General features: G+C 67.2%; 14 protein-coding genes. 11 read left to right on the plus strand and 3 right to left on the minus strand.

The window, feature by feature from the left end:
* Positions 1–3 precede the first annotated feature (3 nt).
* The 5 genes from K4043_RS08310 (at position 4) to K4043_RS08330 (ending at position 7,554) form a co-directional block, all read left to right on the plus strand.
* On the plus strand, positions 4–1,032 hold the full coding sequence (locus K4043_RS08310; RefSeq protein WP_265308922.1) for an SIS domain-containing protein: 1,029 nt from the start codon (positions 4–6) through the stop codon (positions 1,030–1,032).
* Positions 1,032–2,180, plus strand: a complete 1,149-nt coding sequence (gene nagA / locus K4043_RS08315; protein ID WP_123730185.1) for an N-acetylglucosamine-6-phosphate deacetylase — start codon at positions 1,032–1,034, stop codon at positions 2,178–2,180. The genes K4043_RS08310 and nagA overlap by 1 nt, the downstream gene beginning before the upstream one ends.
* Positions 2,177–3,244, plus strand: a complete 1,068-nt coding sequence (locus K4043_RS08320; protein WP_265308924.1) for a heparan-alpha-glucosaminide N-acetyltransferase domain-containing protein — start codon at positions 2,177–2,179, stop codon at positions 3,242–3,244. Before nagA ends, K4043_RS08320 begins: the two co-directional genes overlap by 4 nt.
* Before the next feature lie 113 nt (positions 3,245–3,357).
* Positions 3,358–6,351, plus strand: a complete 2,994-nt coding sequence (locus K4043_RS08325; protein WP_265308926.1) for an autotransporter domain-containing protein — start codon at positions 3,358–3,360, stop codon at positions 6,349–6,351.
* Positions 6,352–6,537: 186 nt separating this feature from the next.
* The gene (locus K4043_RS08330; RefSeq protein ID WP_265308927.1) at positions 6,538–7,554 is read left to right on the plus strand and encodes a S41 family peptidase; all 1,017 of its coding nucleotides are present in this window, start codon (positions 6,538–6,540) and stop codon (positions 7,552–7,554) included.
* Between the two features lie 55 nt (positions 7,555–7,609).
* Here K4043_RS08330 and K4043_RS08335 read toward each other — a convergent pair whose 3' ends face one another.
* A complete protein-coding gene (locus tag K4043_RS08335; protein WP_265308929.1) occupies positions 7,610–8,830 on the minus strand; it encodes a multifunctional CCA addition/repair protein in 1,221 nt (406 codons plus the stop codon).
* Positions 8,831–8,912: 82 nt separating this feature from the next.
* Positions 8,913–10,889: a transglycosylase SLT domain-containing protein gene (locus K4043_RS08340; protein WP_265308930.1), complete on the minus strand. Its 1,977-nt coding sequence runs from the start codon at positions 10,887–10,889 to the stop codon at positions 8,913–8,915.
* Positions 10,890–11,466: 577 nt separating this feature from the next.
* Between K4043_RS08340 and K4043_RS08345 the strand changes: the two genes are divergently transcribed.
* Complete coding sequence (locus K4043_RS08345; protein WP_265308932.1) at positions 11,467–14,340, plus strand: TonB-dependent receptor; 2,874 nt, start codon at positions 11,467–11,469, stop codon at positions 14,338–14,340.
* Between the two features lie 184 nt (positions 14,341–14,524).
* On the plus strand, positions 14,525–15,151 hold the full coding sequence (locus K4043_RS08350; protein WP_265308933.1) for a LysE family translocator: 627 nt from the start codon (positions 14,525–14,527) through the stop codon (positions 15,149–15,151).
* Between the two features lie 219 nt (positions 15,152–15,370).
* Here K4043_RS08350 and fhuE read toward each other — a convergent pair whose 3' ends face one another.
* Positions 15,371–17,569 carry a ferric-rhodotorulic acid/ferric-coprogen receptor FhuE gene (fhuE, locus tag K4043_RS08355; protein WP_265308934.1) on the minus strand — a complete coding sequence of 733 codons (2,199 nt, stop codon included), beginning with the start codon at positions 17,567–17,569 and terminating at the stop codon, positions 15,371–15,373.
* 330 nt (positions 17,570–17,899) lie between these two features.
* On the opposite strand from fhuE, the gene K4043_RS08360 reads away from it, so the two are divergent.
* From K4043_RS08360 to K4043_RS08375, 4 genes are all read left to right on the plus strand, one after another.
* Entirely contained in the window at positions 17,900–18,379 is a 480-nt protein-coding gene (locus tag K4043_RS08360; RefSeq protein WP_123730191.1) for a VOC family protein, read from the plus strand.
* 106 nt (positions 18,380–18,485) lie between these two features.
* On the plus strand, positions 18,486–19,337 hold the full coding sequence (locus tag K4043_RS08365; protein WP_265308935.1) for an AraC family transcriptional regulator: 852 nt from the start codon (positions 18,486–18,488) through the stop codon (positions 19,335–19,337).
* Positions 19,328–20,416: an alpha/beta hydrolase gene (locus K4043_RS08370; RefSeq protein ID WP_265308936.1), complete on the plus strand. Its 1,089-nt coding sequence runs from the start codon at positions 19,328–19,330 to the stop codon at positions 20,414–20,416. Before K4043_RS08365 ends, K4043_RS08370 begins: the two co-directional genes overlap by 10 nt.
* A gap of 114 nt (positions 20,417–20,530) precedes the next feature.
* The gene (locus K4043_RS08375; RefSeq protein ID WP_265308937.1) at positions 20,531–21,409 is read left to right on the plus strand and encodes an EamA family transporter; all 879 of its coding nucleotides are present in this window, start codon (positions 20,531–20,533) and stop codon (positions 21,407–21,409) included.
* The last annotated feature ends 148 nt before the right edge of the window (positions 21,410–21,557 follow it).

Below are 21,557 nucleotides of genomic sequence, written 5' to 3' on the forward strand. Positions count from 1 at the left end.
CCCATGTCCCTGCCTGCTCCCCACGACACCCTGATGTACCGCGAAGCCGCCGAGGCTGCCGATGTGATCGCCGCGCAGTTCGCGCGCAACCAGGTGGCCGTGGAGACGCTGGCCGCCAGCCTGCGCGCGGCACCGCCGCCGTTCGTGGTGACCTGCGCGCGCGGCAGTTCCGACCACGCCGCCACCTATGCCAAGTACCTGCTGGAAACGCGCCTCGGGCTGGTCACCGCCTCGGCGTCGCCCTCGGTCGGCTCGGTCTACGAAGCACCCCTGAAGCTGCGCGGCGCGCTGTACATCGTGATCTCGCAGTCGGGCAAGAGCCCGGACCTGCTGCGCAACGCCGAGGCCGCGCGTGCGGCCGGCGCACGCGTGGTGGCGCTGGTGAATGTCGAGGATTCGCCGCTGGCGCAGCTGGCCGAGACGGTGATTCCACTGGGCGCTGGTGCCGAGCGCAGCGTGGCGGCGACCAAGAGCTACCTGGCCTCGCTGTCGGCGATCCTGCAGCTGGTGGCGTACTGGACCCAGGACGTGGGGCTGATCGCCTCGCTGCGCGCGCTGCCCGATGCGCTGCGCGAGGCCTGGAACGGCGACTGGTCCTCGCTGACCGACGGCCTGGTGCCGGCCCACAATCTGTTCGTGCTTGGCCGCGGTCTTGGCCTGGCCGCGGCGCAGGAAGCGGCGCTGAAGTTCAAGGAAACCTGTGGCCTGCACGCCGAGGCCTACAGCTCGGCCGAGGTCAAGCACGGCCCGATGGCGCTGGTCGGCCCGGGCTTCCCGGTGCTGGCCTTTGCCCAGCCGGATGAAACCGGCGCCGGTACCCGCGCGGTGCTGGGGGAGTTCGCCGCGCGCGATGCGCAGGTGTGGCTGGCCGATGTCGGCGGGGACCTGCCGCTGCCGGTCGCGCCGCACCCGGCCTGCGCCCCGCTGCTGACCATCCAGAGTTTCTACCGCGCGATCAATGCGCTGGCGCTGCGCCGTGGTCACAACCCGGACCTGCCGCCGCATCTGAACAAGGTGACGGAAACCGTCTGATGAAAACTGTCCTGCGCAATGCCCGCATCCTGGCCGGCGACGACTTCCGCGACGACCTGGCGATCGTGATCGAAAGTGGGCGGATCACCGCGCTCATTTCCGATGCCGCGCCGATGCTGGGTCAGGCCGATGAGCAGGTGGACCTGGGGGGGGGCTGGCTGCTGCCCGGCTTCATCGATGCGCAGGTCAATGGCGGTGGCGGCGTGCTGTTCAACAACAGCCCGGATGTGGCCACGCTGCGCACGCTGGCGCAGGCGCACCGCCGCTTCGGCACCACCGGTCTGCTGCCGACCCTGATCAGCGACGACGTGCAGGTGATGCGCGCGGCCATCGCCGCGACCCGCCAGGCGATCAGCGAGGGCGTGCCGGGCGTGCTCGGCATCCATCTGGAAGGCCCGTACATCGCCCCGGCGCGCAAGGGCACGCATGATGCGAACAAGTTCCGTGTGCCGGACGCCGCCGAGATCGCCTTGGCTGCCTCGCTGGACAACGGCGTCACGCTGCTCACGCTGGCGCCCGAGCGGGTACCGCTGGAAAGCATCCGCGCGCTGGTGGAACGCGGCGTGGTGGTGGCGGCAGGTCATACCGCCGCCAGTTACGAAGAGGCGCGTGCAGGCCTGGAGGCCGGTATCCGCGGCTTCACCCATCTGTACAACGCGATGTCGCCGCTGACCGGGCGCGAACCGGGCGCGGTCGGCGCGGCGCTGGAAGATCGCGACAGCTGGGTCGGCATCATTGCCGACGGTGTGCATGTGCACCCGGCCAGCCTGCGTGTGGCGCTGGCGACCAAGCCGCGCGGCAAGGTCATGCTGGTCACCGATGCGATGCCGCCGGTGGGTGCGGAAGACCCCAGCTACGAACTGTATGGCGAGGTCATCACCGCCGTGGACGGGGTGGTGCGCAATGCCGCCGGCTCGCTGGCCGGCTCGGCACTGGACATGGCCACGGCGGTGCGCAACAGCGTGCAGCTGCTGGGCGTCTCGCTGGCCGAAGCGGCGCGGATGGCGTCGACCTATCCTGCGCAGTTCCTGAATCTGGATGACCGCTACGGGCACATCGCCGAGGGCCATCATGCCGATCTGGTGCTGCTCGATGACGCGCTGCAGGTACGCAGCACCTGGATCGCCGGGCAGCGCGAAGACGTATGAGTGACGCGCCGTCGGGGCGGATGGGATCGATCGACGCACTGCGCGGCCTGACCGTCGCGGCGATGCTGCTGGTCAACAATCCCGGCGACTGGAGCCATGTCTACGCGCCGCTGCTGCATGCGGACTGGCATGGCTTCACCCCGACCGACCTGATCTTCCCGCTGTTCCTGTTCATCGCAGGTGTCTCGATGGCCTTCAGCCTGGCCCCGCGCGCCACCGACCCGGCCATGCGTCCGGCGCTGGTGCGTGGGGTACTGCAACGCGCGCTGCGCATCCTGATCGCCGGCGCGCTGCTGCACCTGATGGCGTGGTGGCTGTTCGAGCTGCCCGCGTATCGCCTGTGGGGCGTGCTGCAGCGGATCGCCCTGTGCGTGGCGGCGGTTGGCGTGCTGGCGGTCTACACGCAGGCGCGGACGCAGTGGGTGGTGATCGTGGGATTGCTGGTGGCCTATGCGGCCATCCTTCTTTCTGCCGACTCGCTGGCGCCCTGGGTGAACCCGGCCAGCCGCCTGGATACCGCGCTGTTCGCCCCGTTCCTCTACACGTATTCCGCGCTCACCGGCCTGGGTCATGACCCGGAAGGCCTGCTGAGCAGCGTCGGGGCGATTGCCACCACGCTGTTGGGCCTGCGTGCCGGTGCATTGCTACGGGCCGGCCAGTCGGCCCGCTTGGCCACCCTGGCGCTGGCCTGTCTGGCCGTCGGTGGTCTGGCCACGCTGTGGCTGCCGCTCAACAAGCAACTGTGGACGCCCAGCTTCGTGCTCTGGGCCGGTGGCCTGTCGGTGGCCGCGCTGCTGCTGGCGCACCTGTTGATCGACCGCTGGGGCCTGCCTGCGCTGGGTCGCCGCTTCGGGGTGAATGCGATCGCTGCTTACCTTGGGTCGTCGGCAATGGCGCTGGTGCTGGGCGCGACAGGTGTGTGGGCGTGGGCGTTCCATGCCGTGGCGCGTGTTATGCCGCAGGCGCCGATGCTGGCCTCGCTCGCCTGCGCCGCGGGATTCGTGGCGATCTGGTGGGGCGTGGTGTGGGCGCTGGACCACCGGCGGGTCTACCTGAAGATATGAAGGCACCGGTTTTTTACCTCCGCATCACGGTTGCACAGTAAAAGTACCTACGCCGGTCATCCGTAAAAGCACTGGGCCGTTGCTGTTTCCCTTCTGCTGAACAGGAAAGGTACATGCGCCAGACGCTCGTTTGGCCGGCACGACCGTTGCTGGCTGTCCAGATCTCGCACCTTCTGCAGGCCGGCCGCCGTGGCGCGCTCGGCACCGTATTGATCGCCGGCGCCTTCCCGGTCTGGGCGGGATGCGATAACGCTGCGCCGACCAGCGGGCAGACCGTGACCTGCTCCAGCCAGCCGCCCAATCCAGACAACGTGCCGGTTATCGGCGTGGCCGGCAGCAGCAACATCACGCTCAACGTCCTTGGCAACGCGCAGCTCGCGCCGGCGACCGGCAATGCGGTCACGCTGCAGGCCGGTGGCGGTGGTCATTTGATCACCAACGACGGCAGCATCATCGCCGTGGCCGGGCGTGGTCTGCAGCTGGATGCCGCCACCACCGTGATCAATCGTGGAGCGATCAGCGGCAGCACCGGCGGCATTGTGTTCGGTGCCGGCAATGACCGCCTGGAGATGTTGGCCGGCAGCATCCGCGGTGGCGTGGTGCAGGGAGCCGGCAACGACACCCTGGTGGTGCGTGGCGGGGTCATCGACAGCGTCGACCAGGGCGATGGACTGGATGCGCTGGAAATCAGCGGCGGCACCATCACCGGTGCAGTACAGCAAGGCAGTGGCGTGGATACGTTCTTGATGACCGGCGGCACCATCGGCGCCCTGCTGCAGGGCGACGGCACCGACCGTTTCCGCATGACCGGCGGCCAGATCATCGGTGGCTTCGACGACGGCGACTATGCCGAGATGACCGGCGGGCGCATCGGACGGGTCAACATGAAGCTGGAGAACAACACCTTCGACATGTCCGGCGGGACCATCGACGGCAACCTCGTCACCGGCTTCGGCAACGACACCATCATCCTCTCCGAAGGCTACATCGGCGGGAACATCAGCGTCAGCGGTGGCGATGATTCCATCACCATCACCGGTGGCACCGTACGCGGCGAGATCCGCGCCAGCACCGGCAACGATCGTCTGGACTGGTCCGGTGGCGGGGTGGTGTACGGCACGGTGGACATGGGGGAGGGCAACGACGTCACCACGTTGTCCAATCTCAACAACAGCCACCTCGGTGCGATTCCGCTGTTCACCGGTGGGCTTGGCACTGATCTGCTCACGATGAACAACGTCAAGACCAGCGGTGTCTCGCGCTTCACCGGCTGGGAGCAGATCAACCTACGCCAGGACAGCCAGCTGACCTTCGATGGCGATCTGGTGCTGTCCGATTTCACCACCAGCGGCGGCACGCTGGACATCGACAGCACCAGCACGGTGTTCGCCGGTGGCCTCAATGCGAACGTGCGCACCTTCACCGCCGGGCAGCAGGCCAATGTGATCAATGCCGGGCGCATTGACTTGAGCAACGGCAGCAACGGTCCAGGCGATGCGTTTACCATCGCAGGCAACTATGTCGGCAATAACGGCGGCGTGTATCTGCAGTCGGTGCTGGCCGGTGACGGTGCGCCTTCCGACCGCCTGGTGATCTCCAACGGCGTGGCCAGTGGCAGCACCGGGCTGGGAATTCTCAACGCCGGAGGAGCCGGCGCGGCGACGGTGGCTGACGGCATCCTGGTGGTGCAGTCGATCAACGGCGCCAGTACGGCACCGAACGCCTTCGCGCTCTACAACCCGATCGCGGCGGGCGCGTTCGAGTATTTCCTGTTCAAGGGCGGCGTCAGTGCTGACAGCAGCGAGAACTGGTACCTGCGCTCGACGCTGGTGGCCAGCGCGACGCCGGCGCCCGCACCGGCGCCACCGGGCGTATCCACGGTGACCCCGCTGCCGCCCCCGCCGGAGAACGCCGGTACGCCACCGCCCCCGCTGACGCCGCCACCGTCACCGGATCTGCCGGAGAACCCGGATCCGCTGGCACCGGAACCGGCCCCGCCGCCGCCGCCGCCCGAGCCGGCGCCGGTTGCGCCCCCTGAAACGGATACGCCACCGCCGGTACCGACCACGCCGGCCGCCGTGCCCGGACCGCTGGCCGTTCCGCCGACGCCCGGTGCAATGCCGGCCGAAGGCGACATCGTTCCGTTGTACCGCGTGGAGGCGGCCACCTACGCGGTGGTGCCGCCGCTGCTGCGTGAGACCAGTCTGCTCAGTCTCGGTACCTTCCACGAACGCCAGGGCGAACAGCGCCTGTTGGCCGGACAGGGCGGTGTTCGTTCGGCATGGGCGCGGATGATCGGGCAGAGCCATGACCAGCATTGGCAAGGCGATGCCAAGCCCAGCTTCGACGGTGACATCCAGGGCATTCAGGCCGGTGTGGATCTGTACGCAACGGCCGATGATCAGGCGCGCAATCAGTTCGGTGTGTTCGTCGGGCGTACCCGCGCGCAGGGCAACGTCAACGGCTTCGCGGTCGGCTGGGATAACGTGGCAGTGGGCCGCACGCGCCTGGACGACAAACATGTCGGTCTGTACTGGACCCGCGTGGGCAGTGCGGGTGGTTACCTCGACGCGGTGGTCATGCAGAGTCGTTACGACGGCAATGCATGGTCGGCGCGTGGCCTTGGGATCGATCTGCGCGGCGATGGCACCACGGCGTCACTGGAGGTCGGCAAGCCGTTGCTGCAGCTCGGGCAATCGGCCTGGTGGCTGGAGCCGCAGGCGCAGGTGATCTGGCAGCGCAGCGCGTTGGATGACAGTGCCGACCGCATCTCCACGATCGGATACGACAACGAAGATGCCTGGACCGGCCGCGTCGGCCTGCGTCTGGCAGCCGACTACAACCTGGCCGGCAATGGCTGGCAGCCGTACCTCAAAGTGAACTACTGGCAGACCTTCGACGGCGAGGATCGCATCACGTTCGGCACCAATGAGCTGATCAATCAGCAGGGGGCCCGCGCGCTGGAAGTCGGTGTCGGTGTGGTCGCGCGCTTCAACGGTAATGTCAGCGCGTTTGCGGTGGCCGATTACACGCGCGATCTGGAAAGCAGTGCGCAGAAGGAGCGCAAGAGCATCGAGGGGAATATTGGCGTGCGGCTGGACTGGTAGGGCGACGGCCGGCAGGAATCCACGGCGGCACGCCGGACGGAATCGGCGATGCCGGCTCCATTGCAGTGTCACGCGTCGCTGGTCATGTGAACGGTGCATTGTGCCGATGACCGTTTGCGGCGCTAAGCTGCGACCTCTTCACTACAGGGATGTAGCACGATGATCGCAGGACGTGTTTGGCTGTTGATGGTAGCGCTTGCAACCACAAGCGGCGCTGCACACGCACAGGACGTACCCAGCGCCGAGGCACAGGCGCGGATCCTGGAGCTGCTGCAGCAGCAGTCGCTGTATCGCGACCGTGTGGACTGGTCCAAGGCGCGCGTGGAGCTGGCGGCTGCGCGTGACCCGGCGCAGACGCGGCGGCTGCTGGACCATGTGATCCAGCGCAGCAGTGGCGGGCACGGGCGTTGGATATCGACCAGCCAGCAGCGCACGCAGTCGCAGCGCGCACAGGCCACTCAAACCGCGATGGGTGTTGCGACCCCGCAGACAGATGACGCCCGCACCGGACCGACAGCGCGTCTGGGGTGGATCAGAGTGGGCGCCTACATGGACGATTCCTCCCAGCCCAAGGACGTGCAATACCAAGCCCGCAAGCAGGCGGCCATCGCGCTGCAGGCGCGCATCCAGGAACAGGACGATGGCAACCGCTGTGGCTGGGTGGTTGACCTGCGCAGCAATGGCGGCGGCAATATGTGGCCCATGCTGTTGGGCATGGGCCCGTTGCTGGGCGATGCCAAGGGCGCTGATCCGGTGGGCATGTTCCTGCTGGCCGACAAACGCCAGCCGTGGGCGTACCGCGACGGTGCGGTCTGGCTGGACGGCAAGGCGGTGGTCGGATCGCGCAACACGCAGTACACACTGCGTCACCCAGGCGCGCCGGTGGCCGTCCTGTTCGGGCCGCGCACTGCCAGTTCCGGCGAGGCATCGGTGCTGGCCTTCCGCGGCCGGGCAGCCTCGCGCAGCTTCGGCCAGCCCACTGCCGGCTATTCCACCGCCAATACCCCCCAGCGTCTGCCAGATGGCAGTCTGCTGCTGTTGACCGGTAGCGTGATCGCCGACCGCAACGGCGTAGGCGACGGCAGCCGCTTGCAGCCCGACGTTACGGTAGGCGCAGGGCAGGACGCGGCCGCGGCGGCGCGCGAATGGCTTCTCGCACAACCGGCCTGCAAACAGGCCGCTGAGCTGGTGGATGGACGCTGAAAACGGCTACGCCGCGCCGGCCGGTTGATGCATGGGCGGGCAGGGGCGCAGACGTTCAGCGCGCCGCCGCAATCGCCCGCGTACGCGCCTTGGCCAGCGCTTCACCCACCGCAGGCCCCTTCAGCCCAGTCAGATCCAGATCGCGCGCCTGCACCGCCAGCGCCGCCTGGTGCAGGCGTTTGAGCGTTTCACCCTGCGGATAGTCGCTGTCCTCGAAGCCGAGCCGGCCGCGCTTGTCGGCTTCGCAGCACAGCGCGATCTGCGCGACGCGCTCGGGACGGCGGAACCCATCGCAGCGGCCGAGCAGTTCCAGCACGGTGGCATCGCGCAGTTCGTCGATGCGGTGCACGTTGAGATGATCTCGGCAGACCGCTTCGGCCAGTTGGCGGTGATCGACCGGCACCTTCAGGCGTTCGGCCAACCCACGCAGCGGGGCGACGCCGCGCTGCTCATGCATGATGTGGCGCGGCCATTCGGCCGGCGGGGTCAGGCCCTTGCCGAGGTCGTGGGTCAGCGCGGCGAAGCCGATCAGGTCATCGCCCGGGGCCAGCTGAGCGGCCATGTCGCTCACCATTTCCTGGTGCACGCCGGTATCGACTTCCGGATGGAACTCCGCGCGCTGGGGTACACCGTACAGGGCCTCCAGCTCGGGCAGGATCGCGCCCAGTGCATGTGCGTCATGCAGCGTGCGCAGGAAGGCAGACGGCCGCGCCGAGGCGAGCGCACGGCGCAGCTCCTGCCACACACGCTCGGGCACCAAAGCACTGAGCTCGCCGCTGGCGGCGACCTCCCGCATCAGGGCCATCGTCTCGTCGGCGACGGTGAAGCCGAGCGGCGCAAAGCGCGCCATGAAGCGGGCCGCGCGCAGCACGCGCAGCGGATCTTCGACGAAGGCCGGGCCGACGTGGCGCAGCACGCGCTGCTCGATGTCGCGCACGCCGCCATATGGGTCCACCAGGGCGCCGGTGGCTTCATCACAGGCGATCGCGTTGATGGTGAAATCGCGACGCTGCAGGTCCTCCTCCAGCGTCACGGCCGGATCGGCATCGACCACGAAGCCCCGGTAGCCGCGACCGGACTTGCGCTCGGTGCGGGCCAGCGCATATTCCTCACCGGTGTCGGGATGCAGGAACACCGGGAAATCACGGCCCACGGCCTTGTACCCCTGCGCTTCCATCTGCGCCTGGGTGGCCCCGACCACGACCCAGTCGCGGTCGCCCGGGGCGCGCTGCAAGAGGCGGTCGCGCACGGCGCCGCCAACCAGATAGATTTTCATATGCCCATGATGCCGCAGTGGACCAAGGCCACGCCAACCGGGAGTGCCGGATTTGCGGAGCCGCCCGGCAGCCCGGAGCCGCTCAGTCCCCGCCCTTGTCGGCGTTGGCGGCGCAGGCAAAGGTCTTGCGCTTGACCTGCAGGCGGCCGTTCATGCGGTCGGTCACCGGCAGCGCGTCACCGTTCAAGCGCCAGTCGTAGATCACGCTGAAGGCCAGGATGCGCGCGACGTACTCGCGGGTTTCCTTGTAGCTGATCGTCTCGATCCAGATGTCCGGATCGAAGCCCGGGCGCTGCGACTGCCAGCGGGCGGTCGGGGTCGGGCCGGCGTTGTAGGCGGCGATGGTGACGTAGGGCAGGCCGTCGTACTTGTTCATCAGCTGGCGCAGGTAGGCCGTGCCGATGGCGATGTTGGTGTCCGCATCGTAGAGGCTGGCGGCGCCGCCGTAGTTGGTCAGCCCGATCGATTTGGCCACCGCCGCGCCGGTGGCGGGCAGCACCTGCATCAGGCCCATCGCGTTGGCCGGCGAGCGGGCCTTCGGGTTGAAGATGCTCTCGGCGCGGATCTCCGCGGCCACCCAGGCCGGGTCGATGGCATTGCGGGCGGACTCGCGGCGGATGCTGTCGTCGTGGTGCAGCGGGAAGCGCAACGCGTACAGGCGCTGCTCGTCCGGGGTCTTGCCGAGCGAGAACACCGCACGGTCGAACCAGCCGTTGTCGCGGGCGACTTCCACGGCGAGACGACGCTGTGTGTTGTCGTAACGGCTCAGCGCATCGTTCCACTCGGCCACGGCCCAGCCCGCACGTTCGATCTTGAACAGTTCCATCGCGCGCACGATCGCCGGGTCGCGCGCGACCGCCGCCTGCGCCTGGGCGCTGTCGTTGGGTTCCCACGGGCACAGCGTGTAGTTCTGGCCGAGCTGGTCGGCGGCCAGGAAGCCATGGAAGGTGGCCGCACGGGCCGCCTCACGGAAGGCCGCCTGCGCTTCGCTGCGTTTGCCGGTCTTGTCCAGCATGCGCGCTTCGAAATAGCGCCAGCGCGAATCGGCGCGCTGGGTCGGGCCCATCTTGCGGATCGCGGTCAGTGCGGCCGGCCAGTCGCCGCGCGACAGCGCTTCGCGCGCACGCCATTCGTGCAGGCGCTCGTCGTACGCCGATTCGGGCACCGCATTGAGGCGACGGGCCGACTCGGGACCGTACGAGGCCACCGTCCACAGCGCGATCTGGTACAGCACCTGCGCGCGCTGCGCGGCGCTCAGCTGCAGGGCATCGGCGTACTGCGGCAACTGCTGTTCGGTGGCCCCGGGATCGGCCTTGGCCAGCTTGGCCAGGCCATCGGTGGCGATGCGCCGGCTGCGCTCATTGCGCGGCCAGTTCAGCGCGCTGGCGTTGGGCTTGTCGACGAAGGCGGCATACGTGTTGGCCAGGGCCAGATCGGCCGCGGGTAGCCCGCGCGCCGCACTGCGCATCACCGCAGGCTGCTGCTCATCGGCCGCCGCGTCGATACGTGCCCAGCGCAGCTCCGCGCTCAGGCCGCCCTTGGCATCCAGTACAGCGAACACCGGGTCGCAGGCATCGGGCAGCGACTTGCCGGTGCTGCGCCAGATCGCCTGCGCCTCGCTGACCCACTGCGCATCGGCTTTGCCGGTGGCCTGGCGCGCGTTGAGCTGTGCACAGCGCAGGCCGGCGTTGGAGGTGTCGGTCCAGTTGGCCAGCAGCGTCGGCCAATCCTGGCGCCGCGCCACCGCCGGCAGCCATACGTTGCGGAAGCTGGTGGCCACGGCCTGGCCGTTGTAACGCTTCAGGAAGTCCTGGGCCTGCGCATTGCTGACGGTGTCGATGTTGCGCCGCAGGTTCGCGAATTCGACCCAGCCATACAGCGGGTGCCGGCTCAATGCGGCCGCCTGGGCAGGATCGAACTGGCCGCGCTCGGCGTTGTCGATGACGGCTTTGAGCTGCGCGCGCTGCGCATCCAGGTTCTGGGCATCGGCGACCGGGCTGACGCCGGTGCAGGCCAGCAGGACGGTTGCGCTGAAGAAATACAGGGGAAGTCGAGTCATGCGGGAAAGCATAACGGCGCGGGGTGAAAGGGAGTGAGGGCAAGCCGACTCGAGGATGAACAGCGCCCGCGCCGAGCAGCGTCCGGAAATGCAGACCAGATGACAAACCACTCGCCGCGCGGCGGGCGGGTTGGCGATGCGGATTATTTCGCTCGATCGAATCCGCGTTCCTGCGGAACATGGCCGCCGTGATGGATGCCGAGCGGGCAGAGCGGGAGGCTATCGGGTCGTCGCGATAACGCATTTCAGCCGATCGCGACGCGCAGGGAGCCATGGAGACGGTGGTTTCTTCGACATCTCAGGGATAAACGTCGCGCGGCATTCCTTCTGCCCAGTCATGCCTCGTTGGCGATGCTGTGGACCATAAGCGCCTTTGAAAACAAGGCTTTTGGCCGAGCTCCCTGCAGATCCTGCGAGCACATCTGTCTTCGATTTCCACAGTCGGCTTTGTCGATTCCGCGTGAAAAGGTGTCGGCCGTCACGTCGGCCTGTTTACCGTTTGTTTACAAAGGAGACGCTGCCGCCATGCAGGGGGGGCGCGGCAGCCCAGCCCGACATTCCTTTGGAGAGAGAGCGAATGAACAACCTGCATCACCGCCCGCTGGCGGTTGCCGTATCCGTGTGCCTGCTGCTGGCTGCGCCGGTCTTGGCCAGCGCGCAGGACGCGCCCCGCAGTACGACCGATCTGGACCGGGTGGAAGTGACCGGCAGCCGCATCAAGCGGGCCGAGGTGGAAGGGCAGGTGCCGATCCAGACCCTGACCCGTACCGAGATCGAACGTACCGGCTTGACCTCGATCGGCGATGTGCTGCAACAGCTGACCGGCTCCGGTTCGGCGCTCAATGCGAAGTTCAATTCCTCGGGCAACTTCGGCTTCCCGCCGGACGGCAGCGGTGTGGGCGCGGGCTCGGCCCAGGTCGATCTGCGGCACCTGGGCGCCAAGCGCGTGCTGGTGCTGGTCGACGGCATCCGCTGGGTCAACGAATCCTCCGCCTCCGGCGTGGGCGCGGCGACAGACTTGAACACCATCCCGCTGGCCATCGTCGAGCGCATCGAAGTGCTCGAAGACGGCGCTTCATCGCTGTACGGCTCCGACGCCATCGCCGGCGTGGTCAACATCATCACCCGCCGCGAATTCGATGGCGCGCAGGTGACGATGAATTATGGCGAGTACACCAAGGGCGACGGCACCCAGAAGGGCGTCGACCTGGCCTGGGGCACCAGTGGCGACCGCTACAGCCTGTTCCTGGGTGCGAGCTGGACCAAGCAGGACCCGGTATATGCACGGGACCGCGAACAGTCGCGCTTCCCGATTCCGGGTACCGGGCTGGCCTTCGGCAGTGGTGGCATTCCGCAGGGCCGGTTCGCCTTCGTGGACCCCAACACCGGCGCCAGCCAGAACATCGTGCCCAACACCGGCGTGAGCAATCCACGCTATGACGGCACTGCCGGTTGCAACCGCAGCGACGATTACCACTGCTTCACCTCGGCCGACCGTTTCAACTTCGCCGAGTACAACCTGGTGCTCACCCCGTCCGAGCGGAAGGGTATCTTCGGTCAGTTCCGTTTCGACCTCACCGATGACATCCAGTGGTACATCAAGGCACTGGGCAACCGCCGCGAGTCCACCAACCAGGCTGGCCCCGAGCCGCTGTTCTTCGGCCCGGACGGCGCCACCGGCAACCCGCTGGCGGACAACATCGTGGTTTCCGCGCTCAACCCGTACAACCCGTTCGGCTTCGATCTGGATGCGTCGAGCAACATGAGCCTGATCGGTCGCCGCCCGGTGGAAGGCGGCCCGCGCGTGTTCGAGCAGGAGGTCAACACCCAGTACTTCGCCACCGGGCTGGTGGGCCAGTTCCAGGCCGCGGACCGCAGCTGGTTCTGGGACCTCAACGGCATGTACAGCAAGAACAAGGCCGAACAGACCAACTACGGCAGCTACGACATCTACAAGGTCAACATGGCGCTGGGCGATCCGGCGGTGTGTGCGGCCACCCCCGGCTGCGTACCGCTGAACATCTTCGGTGGGGTCGGCTCGATCACCCCGGACATGCTGCGCTGGATCCAGCCGGTGGTCCGTGATCGCAGCCAGAACGAGCTGAGCCTGTTCACCGCCAACCTCAGCAGCGAACTGTTCACCCTGCCGGCCGGCCCGGTCTCGTTCGCCACCGGCTATGAGTACCGCAAGTACGAGGGCCGCTACGATCCGGATCCGCTGACCGTGATCGGTCACTACAACGGCGTGCCGTCGCTGCCCACCTCCGGGTCCTACGATGTCAACGAGGCCTACCTGGAGCTGAGCGTACCGATCTTCGCCAAGAGCGCGCTCGGCGAAAAGCTCGACCTGAGCCTGGCCGGGCGCTACTCGGATTACTCCACCTTCGGCGGCGAGTTCACCCCGAAGTACGGCCTGCGCTGGCAGGTGACCAATGACTTCGTGCTGCGCACCAGCTATGCCGAAGGCTTCCGCGCGCCGTCGATCGGCGAGCTGTACGGCTCGGCCGCGCGTGCCGATCTGCAGTTGTTCGATCCCTGCTCGGTCGGGCTGGGTGGCACCCCGCCGCGCGGCAGCGCGGCCAACTGTGCGGCGCTTGGCGTGCCGGGCGGCTTCCAGCAGGCCAACTCGCAGATATCGGTCACCACCGGCGGCAACGCGGAACTGGATCCGGAGCGTTCGCGCAGCTTCAGTGCCGGCTTCGTGTGGAGTCCGTGGTTTGGCAGCAATGCGTCGTGGTCGGAGCGCTTCGATGTCGAGGTGACGTTCTACCGCCACCACATCGAAGGCGCGATCCAGGCGATCAATGCGCAGACCCAGCTCGACCTGTGCGTGGACACGCTGGACCCGCTGTACTGCAGTGGCATCACCCGCGCCTCGACCGGTGCGGTCAGCAGCTTCAACAACCGGTTGACCAACCTGGGTTCGATCAAGACCGATGGCTGGGATGTGGATCTGTTCTGGACCCTGCCGCAGACGGAGATCGGGCAGTTCAAGCTGGGCTGGCAGAACACCTTCGTCGGCCGCTATGAGGCCTTGGGGGCAGCCGGCCAGAAGCAGCCGCAGGAGCCCGGTGTGGAAGTGGCCGACAGCTCGATTCCGGAGTGGACCAGCAATGCCACGCTGAGCTGGAATCTGGCCAACTGGAATGCCTCCTGGACGGTGCGCCACATCTCCAAGCTCACCGAGGAGTGTGGCGACGTGGCGGCGTTCCCGATCTGCGGCAACCAGGCCGAAGGCACCAACGAGCTGGCGGCGACCACCTTCCACGACATGCAGGTGGGCTACAAGATCGACTGGATGAAGGGCCTGCAGCTCAGCGCCGGCCTGAACAACGTGTTCGACAAGGATCCGCCGATCTGCCTGTCGTGCTCGCTCAACGGCTATGACGCCTCCACCTACGACATCCCGCGCGGGCGCTACTGGTACGTGCGCGCGGACCTGCGGTTCTGATCGCGGGCTGATGCGGGCGTGACATACCGGGGCGCCATGAGGGCGCCCCGGTGCGTTTCGGGCGGACAACGCTGTTGCGAGGACCGGCCATCTCGCGAGTCCGGCCTGCCGATGCTGTTTCCGTCAGGCATCATTGCTCTGCCGGCCAGCGGCCGGCACTACCTCTCTCTAGAACGGCATTGCCATGAACCTGCATACCTGGTGGATCTTCGCCGTCACCGTGTTCGTCCTGTGCGGCACGCCCGGCCCGAACATGCTGCACGTGATGACCCGCAGTGTGCGCGTCGGCTTCCGCCGCAGTATCGCCGCCATGGCCGGCTGCCTGACCGCGCTGGTACTGGCCCTGGCGATCTCCGCCGCCGGGCTGGGCGCGGTGCTCAAGGCCTCGCCGATGGTGTTCGACGTGCTGCGCTACGCGGGCGTGGCGTACCTGGTGTACCTGGGGATCAAGGCCTGGCGCGGCGGTGATGCGCCGATCGACGTCGGCAGTACCACGTCTTTGGTGCCCAGTTCACGCACCGTGCTGTTCCGCGATGGCTTCATCATCGGCATCAGCAACCCGAAGCTGCTGCTGTTCGCATCGGCGTTCCTGCCGCAGTTCGTCGATCTCACCCAGCCGCAGCTGCCGCAGTTCGTGATCCTGGTGGGCACCTTCGCGGTGATGGAGATGTTCTGGTATGCGGTGTACGCCGCCGGCGGCCGCGGGCTGGCCGGCTATCTGGCCAAGCCGGGGCTGCGCAAGGTGTTCGACCGCGTGGTCGGCACGATCTTCATCGGGTTCGGGTTGGCGCTGCTGCGCGCACGGCCGTGATGGTCTGGCGCTGGTGCTGCGCGCACGACGTTGATGGTAGTGCCGGCCGCTGGCCGGCAACCAGGCAGGACTTTCATCGTTCATGAGGCTGCCGGCCAGCGGCCGGCACTACCGAGGTCTGGCCGTGCGGCGCCGCGCGGCCGTTGCGCATCGTGCAAAACGCAGAGAGCCGGGCAATGCCCGGCTCTCCTTTGTTGAAGCGTTACGGTCAATGACCGATCAGAACGACCAGGTAAACGTCAGGCCGCCATTGCGACCATCACCGTACGCACCGTACCCGTTGATCTGCGAGAAGTACGTCTTGTCCAGCAGATTGTTGAGGTTGGCCTGCACGCTGAACTCCGGGGAGATGCGGTAGCGCACGAAGGCACTGACCAGCGCGTAGCCGCCCTGCTCGATGCGGCCGTAGGCCGGCACCGGATAGTAGATCCCGTTCTGCCAGTTGGCACCGCCGCCGACCGTCAGCGCGCTCAGCGACTGCGGGGTGTAGCTGGTGAACAGCTTGATGGTGGTCTGCGGCAGGTTGGTGTTGATGTCCGCGTCGTTGATGTCCTTGGCCACGTAGCGCGAGGCACCGAAGGTTGCGTTCCAGCCCGGGGCCAGTTCACCGTTGAGCTCGAACTCGAAACCGCGGCTCACCGTGCCGCGCGCGGCGATGTAGGCGAACTCATTGGGGCTGCCCTGGACGGGCTCGGTGGTGGCCTGGCCGACGTTGTCCTGCTCCATGCGGAACACTGCCAGCGACGCGTTCAGGCGGTTGTCGAACCACGCGCCCTTGACGCCCACCTCGTAGCTCTTGCCGTCCACCGGATCCAGGTAGCTGCCTGCGCGGTTCTTCAGCGTCTGAGGCTGGAAGATCTCGGTGTAGCTGGCGTAGGTGGAATAGGTGTCGTTGAGGTCGAACACCAGGCCTGCGTACGGCGTGGTGACCTTGTGGCTAAAGCGACTGACGACTGTGCCCTCCAGACCGTCCAAGCTCCAGTCGGTATAGCGCGCACCAATGATCAGCTTCAGCGGTTCGGCCAATGATAGGCGGGTAGCCGCGTAACCCGCTTTCTGAGTGATCGTGCCACGGCTCTGCAGCTTCATTGCGCGCCACTCTGGTTCTGGGAAATTGCCGTTCCAGCCGAGATAGTTGGGCAACGCTAGGTACGGCGCAATCGGATCACTGTAAAAATCCGGCTGGTAATCGCCTTTGTTGGCGTACTCCCGCTTGTTGTAGCTCAGGCCGGCCATGAACTGATGCTCGCGACCAAACAGCTGAAACGGGCCGTCGATGAAGCCATCGACCGCGCTGACCTTGCGCTCGGTGTTGTAGAAGCCTGCAGAAGGCGTGATACCAGCGCCGGTTTCTTTGTCAAAGTAGGACGCGCCAGTCATCCAGTCGTTGTAGGCGGTGTAGAACAATTTATCATCGGCCTTGGTTTCGTCATGCGTCGCGCCGATTTTGAACTTCCAGCCACTGGCAAACCCGTGTTCGAGAGTGGCAAAGGCGCGCTTGCTGGTCGTATCCCAATACGTCCAGCCCGGATTGGCATTGAACGATTCGTCGTAACCGGTGGAGGTGCCATCGGAGAACAGCATCGGGAAGCCACCCCAGGTCGCGCCGTTGGCGCGCTTCTGCTGGTAGTCATAGCCCACGCTCAGCTGGGTGTCCGGGGTCAGGTCGGCATCGATGACCGCATAGCCCAGCGTCTTGTGCTGGTCGTAGCGGTCCATCTGCGATTCGGTATCCAGGTAACTGCCGATCACGCGCGCGCGCACCGAGCCGCTGGCGTTCAGCGGGGTGGTCACATCCACGGTGCTGCGGGTGCGGCCCCAGCTGCCGACGTTCACCGACACGCTGCCGGTCAGCTCGGCGCTGTCGGCATGCTTGCGGATCAGGTTCACCGAGGCGGACGGGTTGCCGGCGCCGCTCAGCAGGCCGGTGGCGCCACGCACCACTTCCACGCGGTCATACAGGGCCAGGTCCAGGCCGGAATCGCCGTAGCTCCAGTTCTGCACCATCTGGGTCGGCAGGCCGTCGAACTGGTAGCTGTCGATGTAGAAGCCGCGCGCGTAGAACTCGGTGCGCTCGGTATCGGACTGGGTGCTGCTCACGCCGGTGGTGTTGGCCAGCACGTCGATGATGTCATCGAGGTTCTGATCCTCGATGCGCTGGTGGCTGATGATGCTGACCGACTGCGGGATCTCGCGTGGGGCCAGATCGAAGCGGGTGCCGGCCGAGGTCCTGCGGACCGAATAACCTTCGGCGCGCTCGCCCTTGACCACGATCTTGTCCAGGGTGGTGGCATCAGCGGCAGCATCCTGCGCGAACGCAGGCGCAATGGCGAGGGTGCACAGGGCCACCATCAAGGCCTGAGGCAGCGGGCGACGGTGCATCGACGGGCGGGACAGCACGTGGGCGGAGCGGGTCATCGGCGTTTCCAGAAAGGCGGCAACGGGCATGGCCGGCGTCCTGGGTGGCCTGCGGCGGAGCGGGGTGGGGCAGGCAGCGGCTGGCGGGGGCGGTGACCCGACGCGGGCTCGATAACTGTTCACGGGTGCGCATCCCTTGCGCGACCCGGATCACACTATGGTAATGGCAATGATTCGCATCATCAACCGCATCCGATCTCTGTATTGATCCTGACGATGGTGGACCAAGGCATGTGCGTATTCATCCAGGCGGGGCATCCGCGCGCAGGCTTAACACCGGCGCGCCTAACGTGAGCGGGCGCAATCCATCCTCTGCTGCAGGAGACGCCCATGGTCAGCAAGAACACGATCTGCCTCTGGTTCGACGGTACCGCGCTGGACGCCGCCACCTTCTACGCCGCCACCTTCCCGGACAGCGCGGTGCACGCGGTGCACCACGCGCCGAGCGATTTTCCCTCCGGCAAACAGGGCGACGTACTGACCGTCGATTTCACCGTCGCCGGCATCCCCTGCATCGGACTCAATGGCGGGCCGGCGTTCAAACACAGCGAAGCGTTCTCCTTCCAGATCGCCACCGATGACCAGGCCGAGACGGACCGGCTATGGAGCGCGATTGTCGGGAATGGGGGTGAGGAAAGCGCCTGCGGCTGGTGCCGTGACAAGTGGGGCCTGTCCTGGCAGATCACGCCGCGCGTGCTGACCGACGCGGTGACCAGCAAGGATCCGGCCGTGGCCCGGCGTGCGTTCGAGGCGATGATGACCATGCGCAGGATTGACGTGGCGGCCATCGAGGCGGCGGTAAGGGGCTGAGACCGCGTCCCCGTCGTGTGTTGCAACTTACAGCAAGAACGATCAAATGCCGCGGTGCGCGCTGGGTTACGCTGCGGTCCCGTTCAACAGCGATGGATCTGGCGGTATGGGTGCGGCACGCAGGGCCTTGTGGTACATCGAAAGCCACTTCGCTGAAAACCCGTCGCTGGCCGATATCGCCGGCGTGGTGGGGCTGTCGCCGTTCCATCTCTCGCGGCTGTTCCAACTCAGCACCGGCACCTCGGTGGTGCGCTATCTGCGTGGCCGCCGGCTGACCGACGCCGCACATCAGTTGGCCGCCGGGGCTGATGGCATCCTCGAGGTGGCCATCGCTGCCGGCTACGCCTCGCATGCGGCCTTTACCCGCGCATTTTCCGAGCAGTTCGGACGCTCGCCCGAGCAGGTACGCGAGCAGGGGCTGGCCGGCGTGGCGCTGGTCGAGGCACTGAAACTGATCGACCCCTCGACACCCTGCACGATCGAACCCCATCGCGCGCACTGCGGTGCCCTGCGCGTGGCCGGCATCGGTGCACGCCACACTTCCGCGACCGTCGCATCGATTCCCTCGCAATGGCAGCGCCTGGACGAAGCGCATGGCCTGGGTACGGAGATCGCCTACGGCGTGTGCGGCAACAACGATGCCGACGGCGGCTTCGACTACATCGCCGGCGTGGAGATCAGTGCATCCGCGCCCGTGCCCGCTGGCTGGCAGGCGATCTCGATTGCGCCCCGCGAGTATCTGGTGGCCTGGCATGCCGGGCACATTTCCGCGATCCGCTCCACCTGGTTCTGGTTGTTGAATGACTATCTGCCGGCGTCCGGCCTGACCCTGGCCGACGCACCGGACCTGGAGCGCTACGACGCGCGCTTCGATGACCGCAGTGGCCACGGCGGGGTGGAGATCTGGCTGCCGCTGGCCGACACGTTGCACCTCAAGGAGATTGACCGATGCGAATGACCGCCCGTTGTTGTGCCGCGCTGCTGGCGTTCTGCCTGCCCCTGTTTGCCGCTGGGGCCGTGCCGCCCGTTGGCGAGCGGCACGGCGTTGCACATACGCCCAGTGCGGCCGTGCGCGATGCCGACCACCGCGACAGCGTGCGCTACACCGTGTGGTATCCGGCCCAGCCCGATGCGCAGGAAACCGCGCTGACGATCGGCCCGCCGGGGGCGCCCTTGTTCGAGGTCGGTACGGCGGCCGCCGATGCCGCCATTGCCAAAGGCCGCTGGCCGGTCCTGCTGCTCTCGCACGGCAACGGTGGCAGTGCCCGGATGATGGGCTGGTTCGGTACCGCGATGGCGCGGGCCGGGTACGTGGTGATCGCGGTGGACCATCCCGGCAACAACGGGGTGGACCCGATGACCGAGGCCGGCAGCATATTGATGTGGAACCGGGTGGATGACCTGGCCGCCGCGCTGGCTGCCGTGCAGGCCGATAAGGTGCTGGCAGCGGAGATCGATACCACCCGGTTGGGTATCGCGGGCTATTCGGCCGGCGGGTTCACTGCCTTGGTCGCCGCGGGCGCACGCCCGGATCTGCAGCGGCTGCTGGCGTTCTGCCGCGCGCAGCCTGACGACGGCGTCTGCGCCCCGCAGGCCGAGACTCCCTCATTGACCCTGGCGCGCCGGATGACCGCCGCAGCGACGCCGGAACTGGCCCCGTGGGTGGCCAAGGCCGGTGACGATCGCGCCATTGCCGGGGTACGTGCGGTAGTGCTGATCGCGCCGGCCATGGTGCAGGCGTTCGCGCCGGAGGAACTGGAGAAAGTAACGCAGCCGGTATCGATCATCGTCGGTGCAGCCGACACCGTAGCCTCACCGGCCACCAACAGCGACGTGGCTGCCTCGTCGCTTCCGAAGGCGACGCTGACCACCTTGCCGGCGGTGGGGCACTACGACTTCCTGTCCAGCTGCACGGCTTTGGGCCAGACGCGCGTCGGCGCACTCTGCCAGGTTGCGGCCGACAAGCAAGCCACACACGGGGCGGCGATCACGGAAGCAACGGCATTGTTCGATGCTGCGCTGTCGGCCACGCGCTGACGCAGGTGCCTCCGCCCGGGGAACGTTCAGCGCCTTCAGAGCGCGGCACATCGAGGCCGCCTCAGGACCTGCAGCAAGGCGGCGTCGGCAGGCGATCCGCAATATCCTGTGCGCATGTCGACCTCCCGCCTTTCTACGTTCTTTCCCGCCCTGGCCGTCCTGGGCTCGGTCACCTCGCTGGCCGTCGGCACCTCGTATGCCAAACAGCTGTTCCCGCTGATCGGTGCGCAGGGCACGAGCGCGCTGCGCGTGGGTTTCTCAGCGCTGGTGCTGCTGATGGTGTTCCGGCCGTGGCGATGGACCACCTCGCGCGCCGACGCCGGGACGATCATCCGCTACGGCATCACGCTCGGCGTGATGAACCTGCTGTTCTACATGGCGCTGCGGACGATCCCGTTTGGCATCGCGGTGGCCATCGAATTCTGCGGGCCTCTGGCGGTGGCGATGTGGTCCTCGCGGCGGCCGGTCGATTTCATCTGGGTCGGCTGCGCGCTGGTCGGGCTGTTGCTGCTGCTGCCGCTGGGCCATGGTGAGCCACTGGATCCGGCCGGGGTGATGTTCGCGCTGGGCGCGGCGGTGTGCTGGGCGATGTACATCATCTTCGGCAAGCGTGCCGGGCATCTGCCGGCCGGGCACACGGTCTCGCTGGGGCTGTGCGCGGCGGCGCTGGTGGTGGTGCCGGTCGGCGTGGCGCACGCCGGCATGGCACTGCTGGATCCGAAGATCCTGCTGTTCGGGCTGGGCGTGGCGATCGTCTCCAGCGCGATCCCGATGTCGCTGGAGATGATGGCGCTCAAGCGGCTGCCGAAGGAGACCTTCGGCATTCTGATCAGCATGGAGCCGGCCGTCGCCGCGCTGCTGGCGATGGGGCTGCTCGCCGAGCACCTGACCCCGCTGCAGTGGGCGGCGATCGGCTGCACCGTGGTGGCGTCGGTGGGCAGTACGTTGACCGCGAAGCGAGCGGTGCCCTTGGTGCCGGGCGCGCCAGCATGAACACGATGCCGTGACCGGTAGTGCCGGCCGCTGGCCGGCTTTCCGGTTCTGGTGGATCGTGAGGAGCCGGCCAGCGGCCGGCACTACCAGGACGTGAGGAGCCGGCCAGCGGCCGGCACTACCGGGATTCGTGCGCCGAGCAACGTTC

It is taken from the genome of Stenotrophomonas sp. SRS1 (genome assembly GCF_026130205.1).
Classification (GTDB): Bacteria; Pseudomonadota; Gammaproteobacteria; order Xanthomonadales; family Xanthomonadaceae; genus Stenotrophomonas; species Stenotrophomonas rhizophila_B.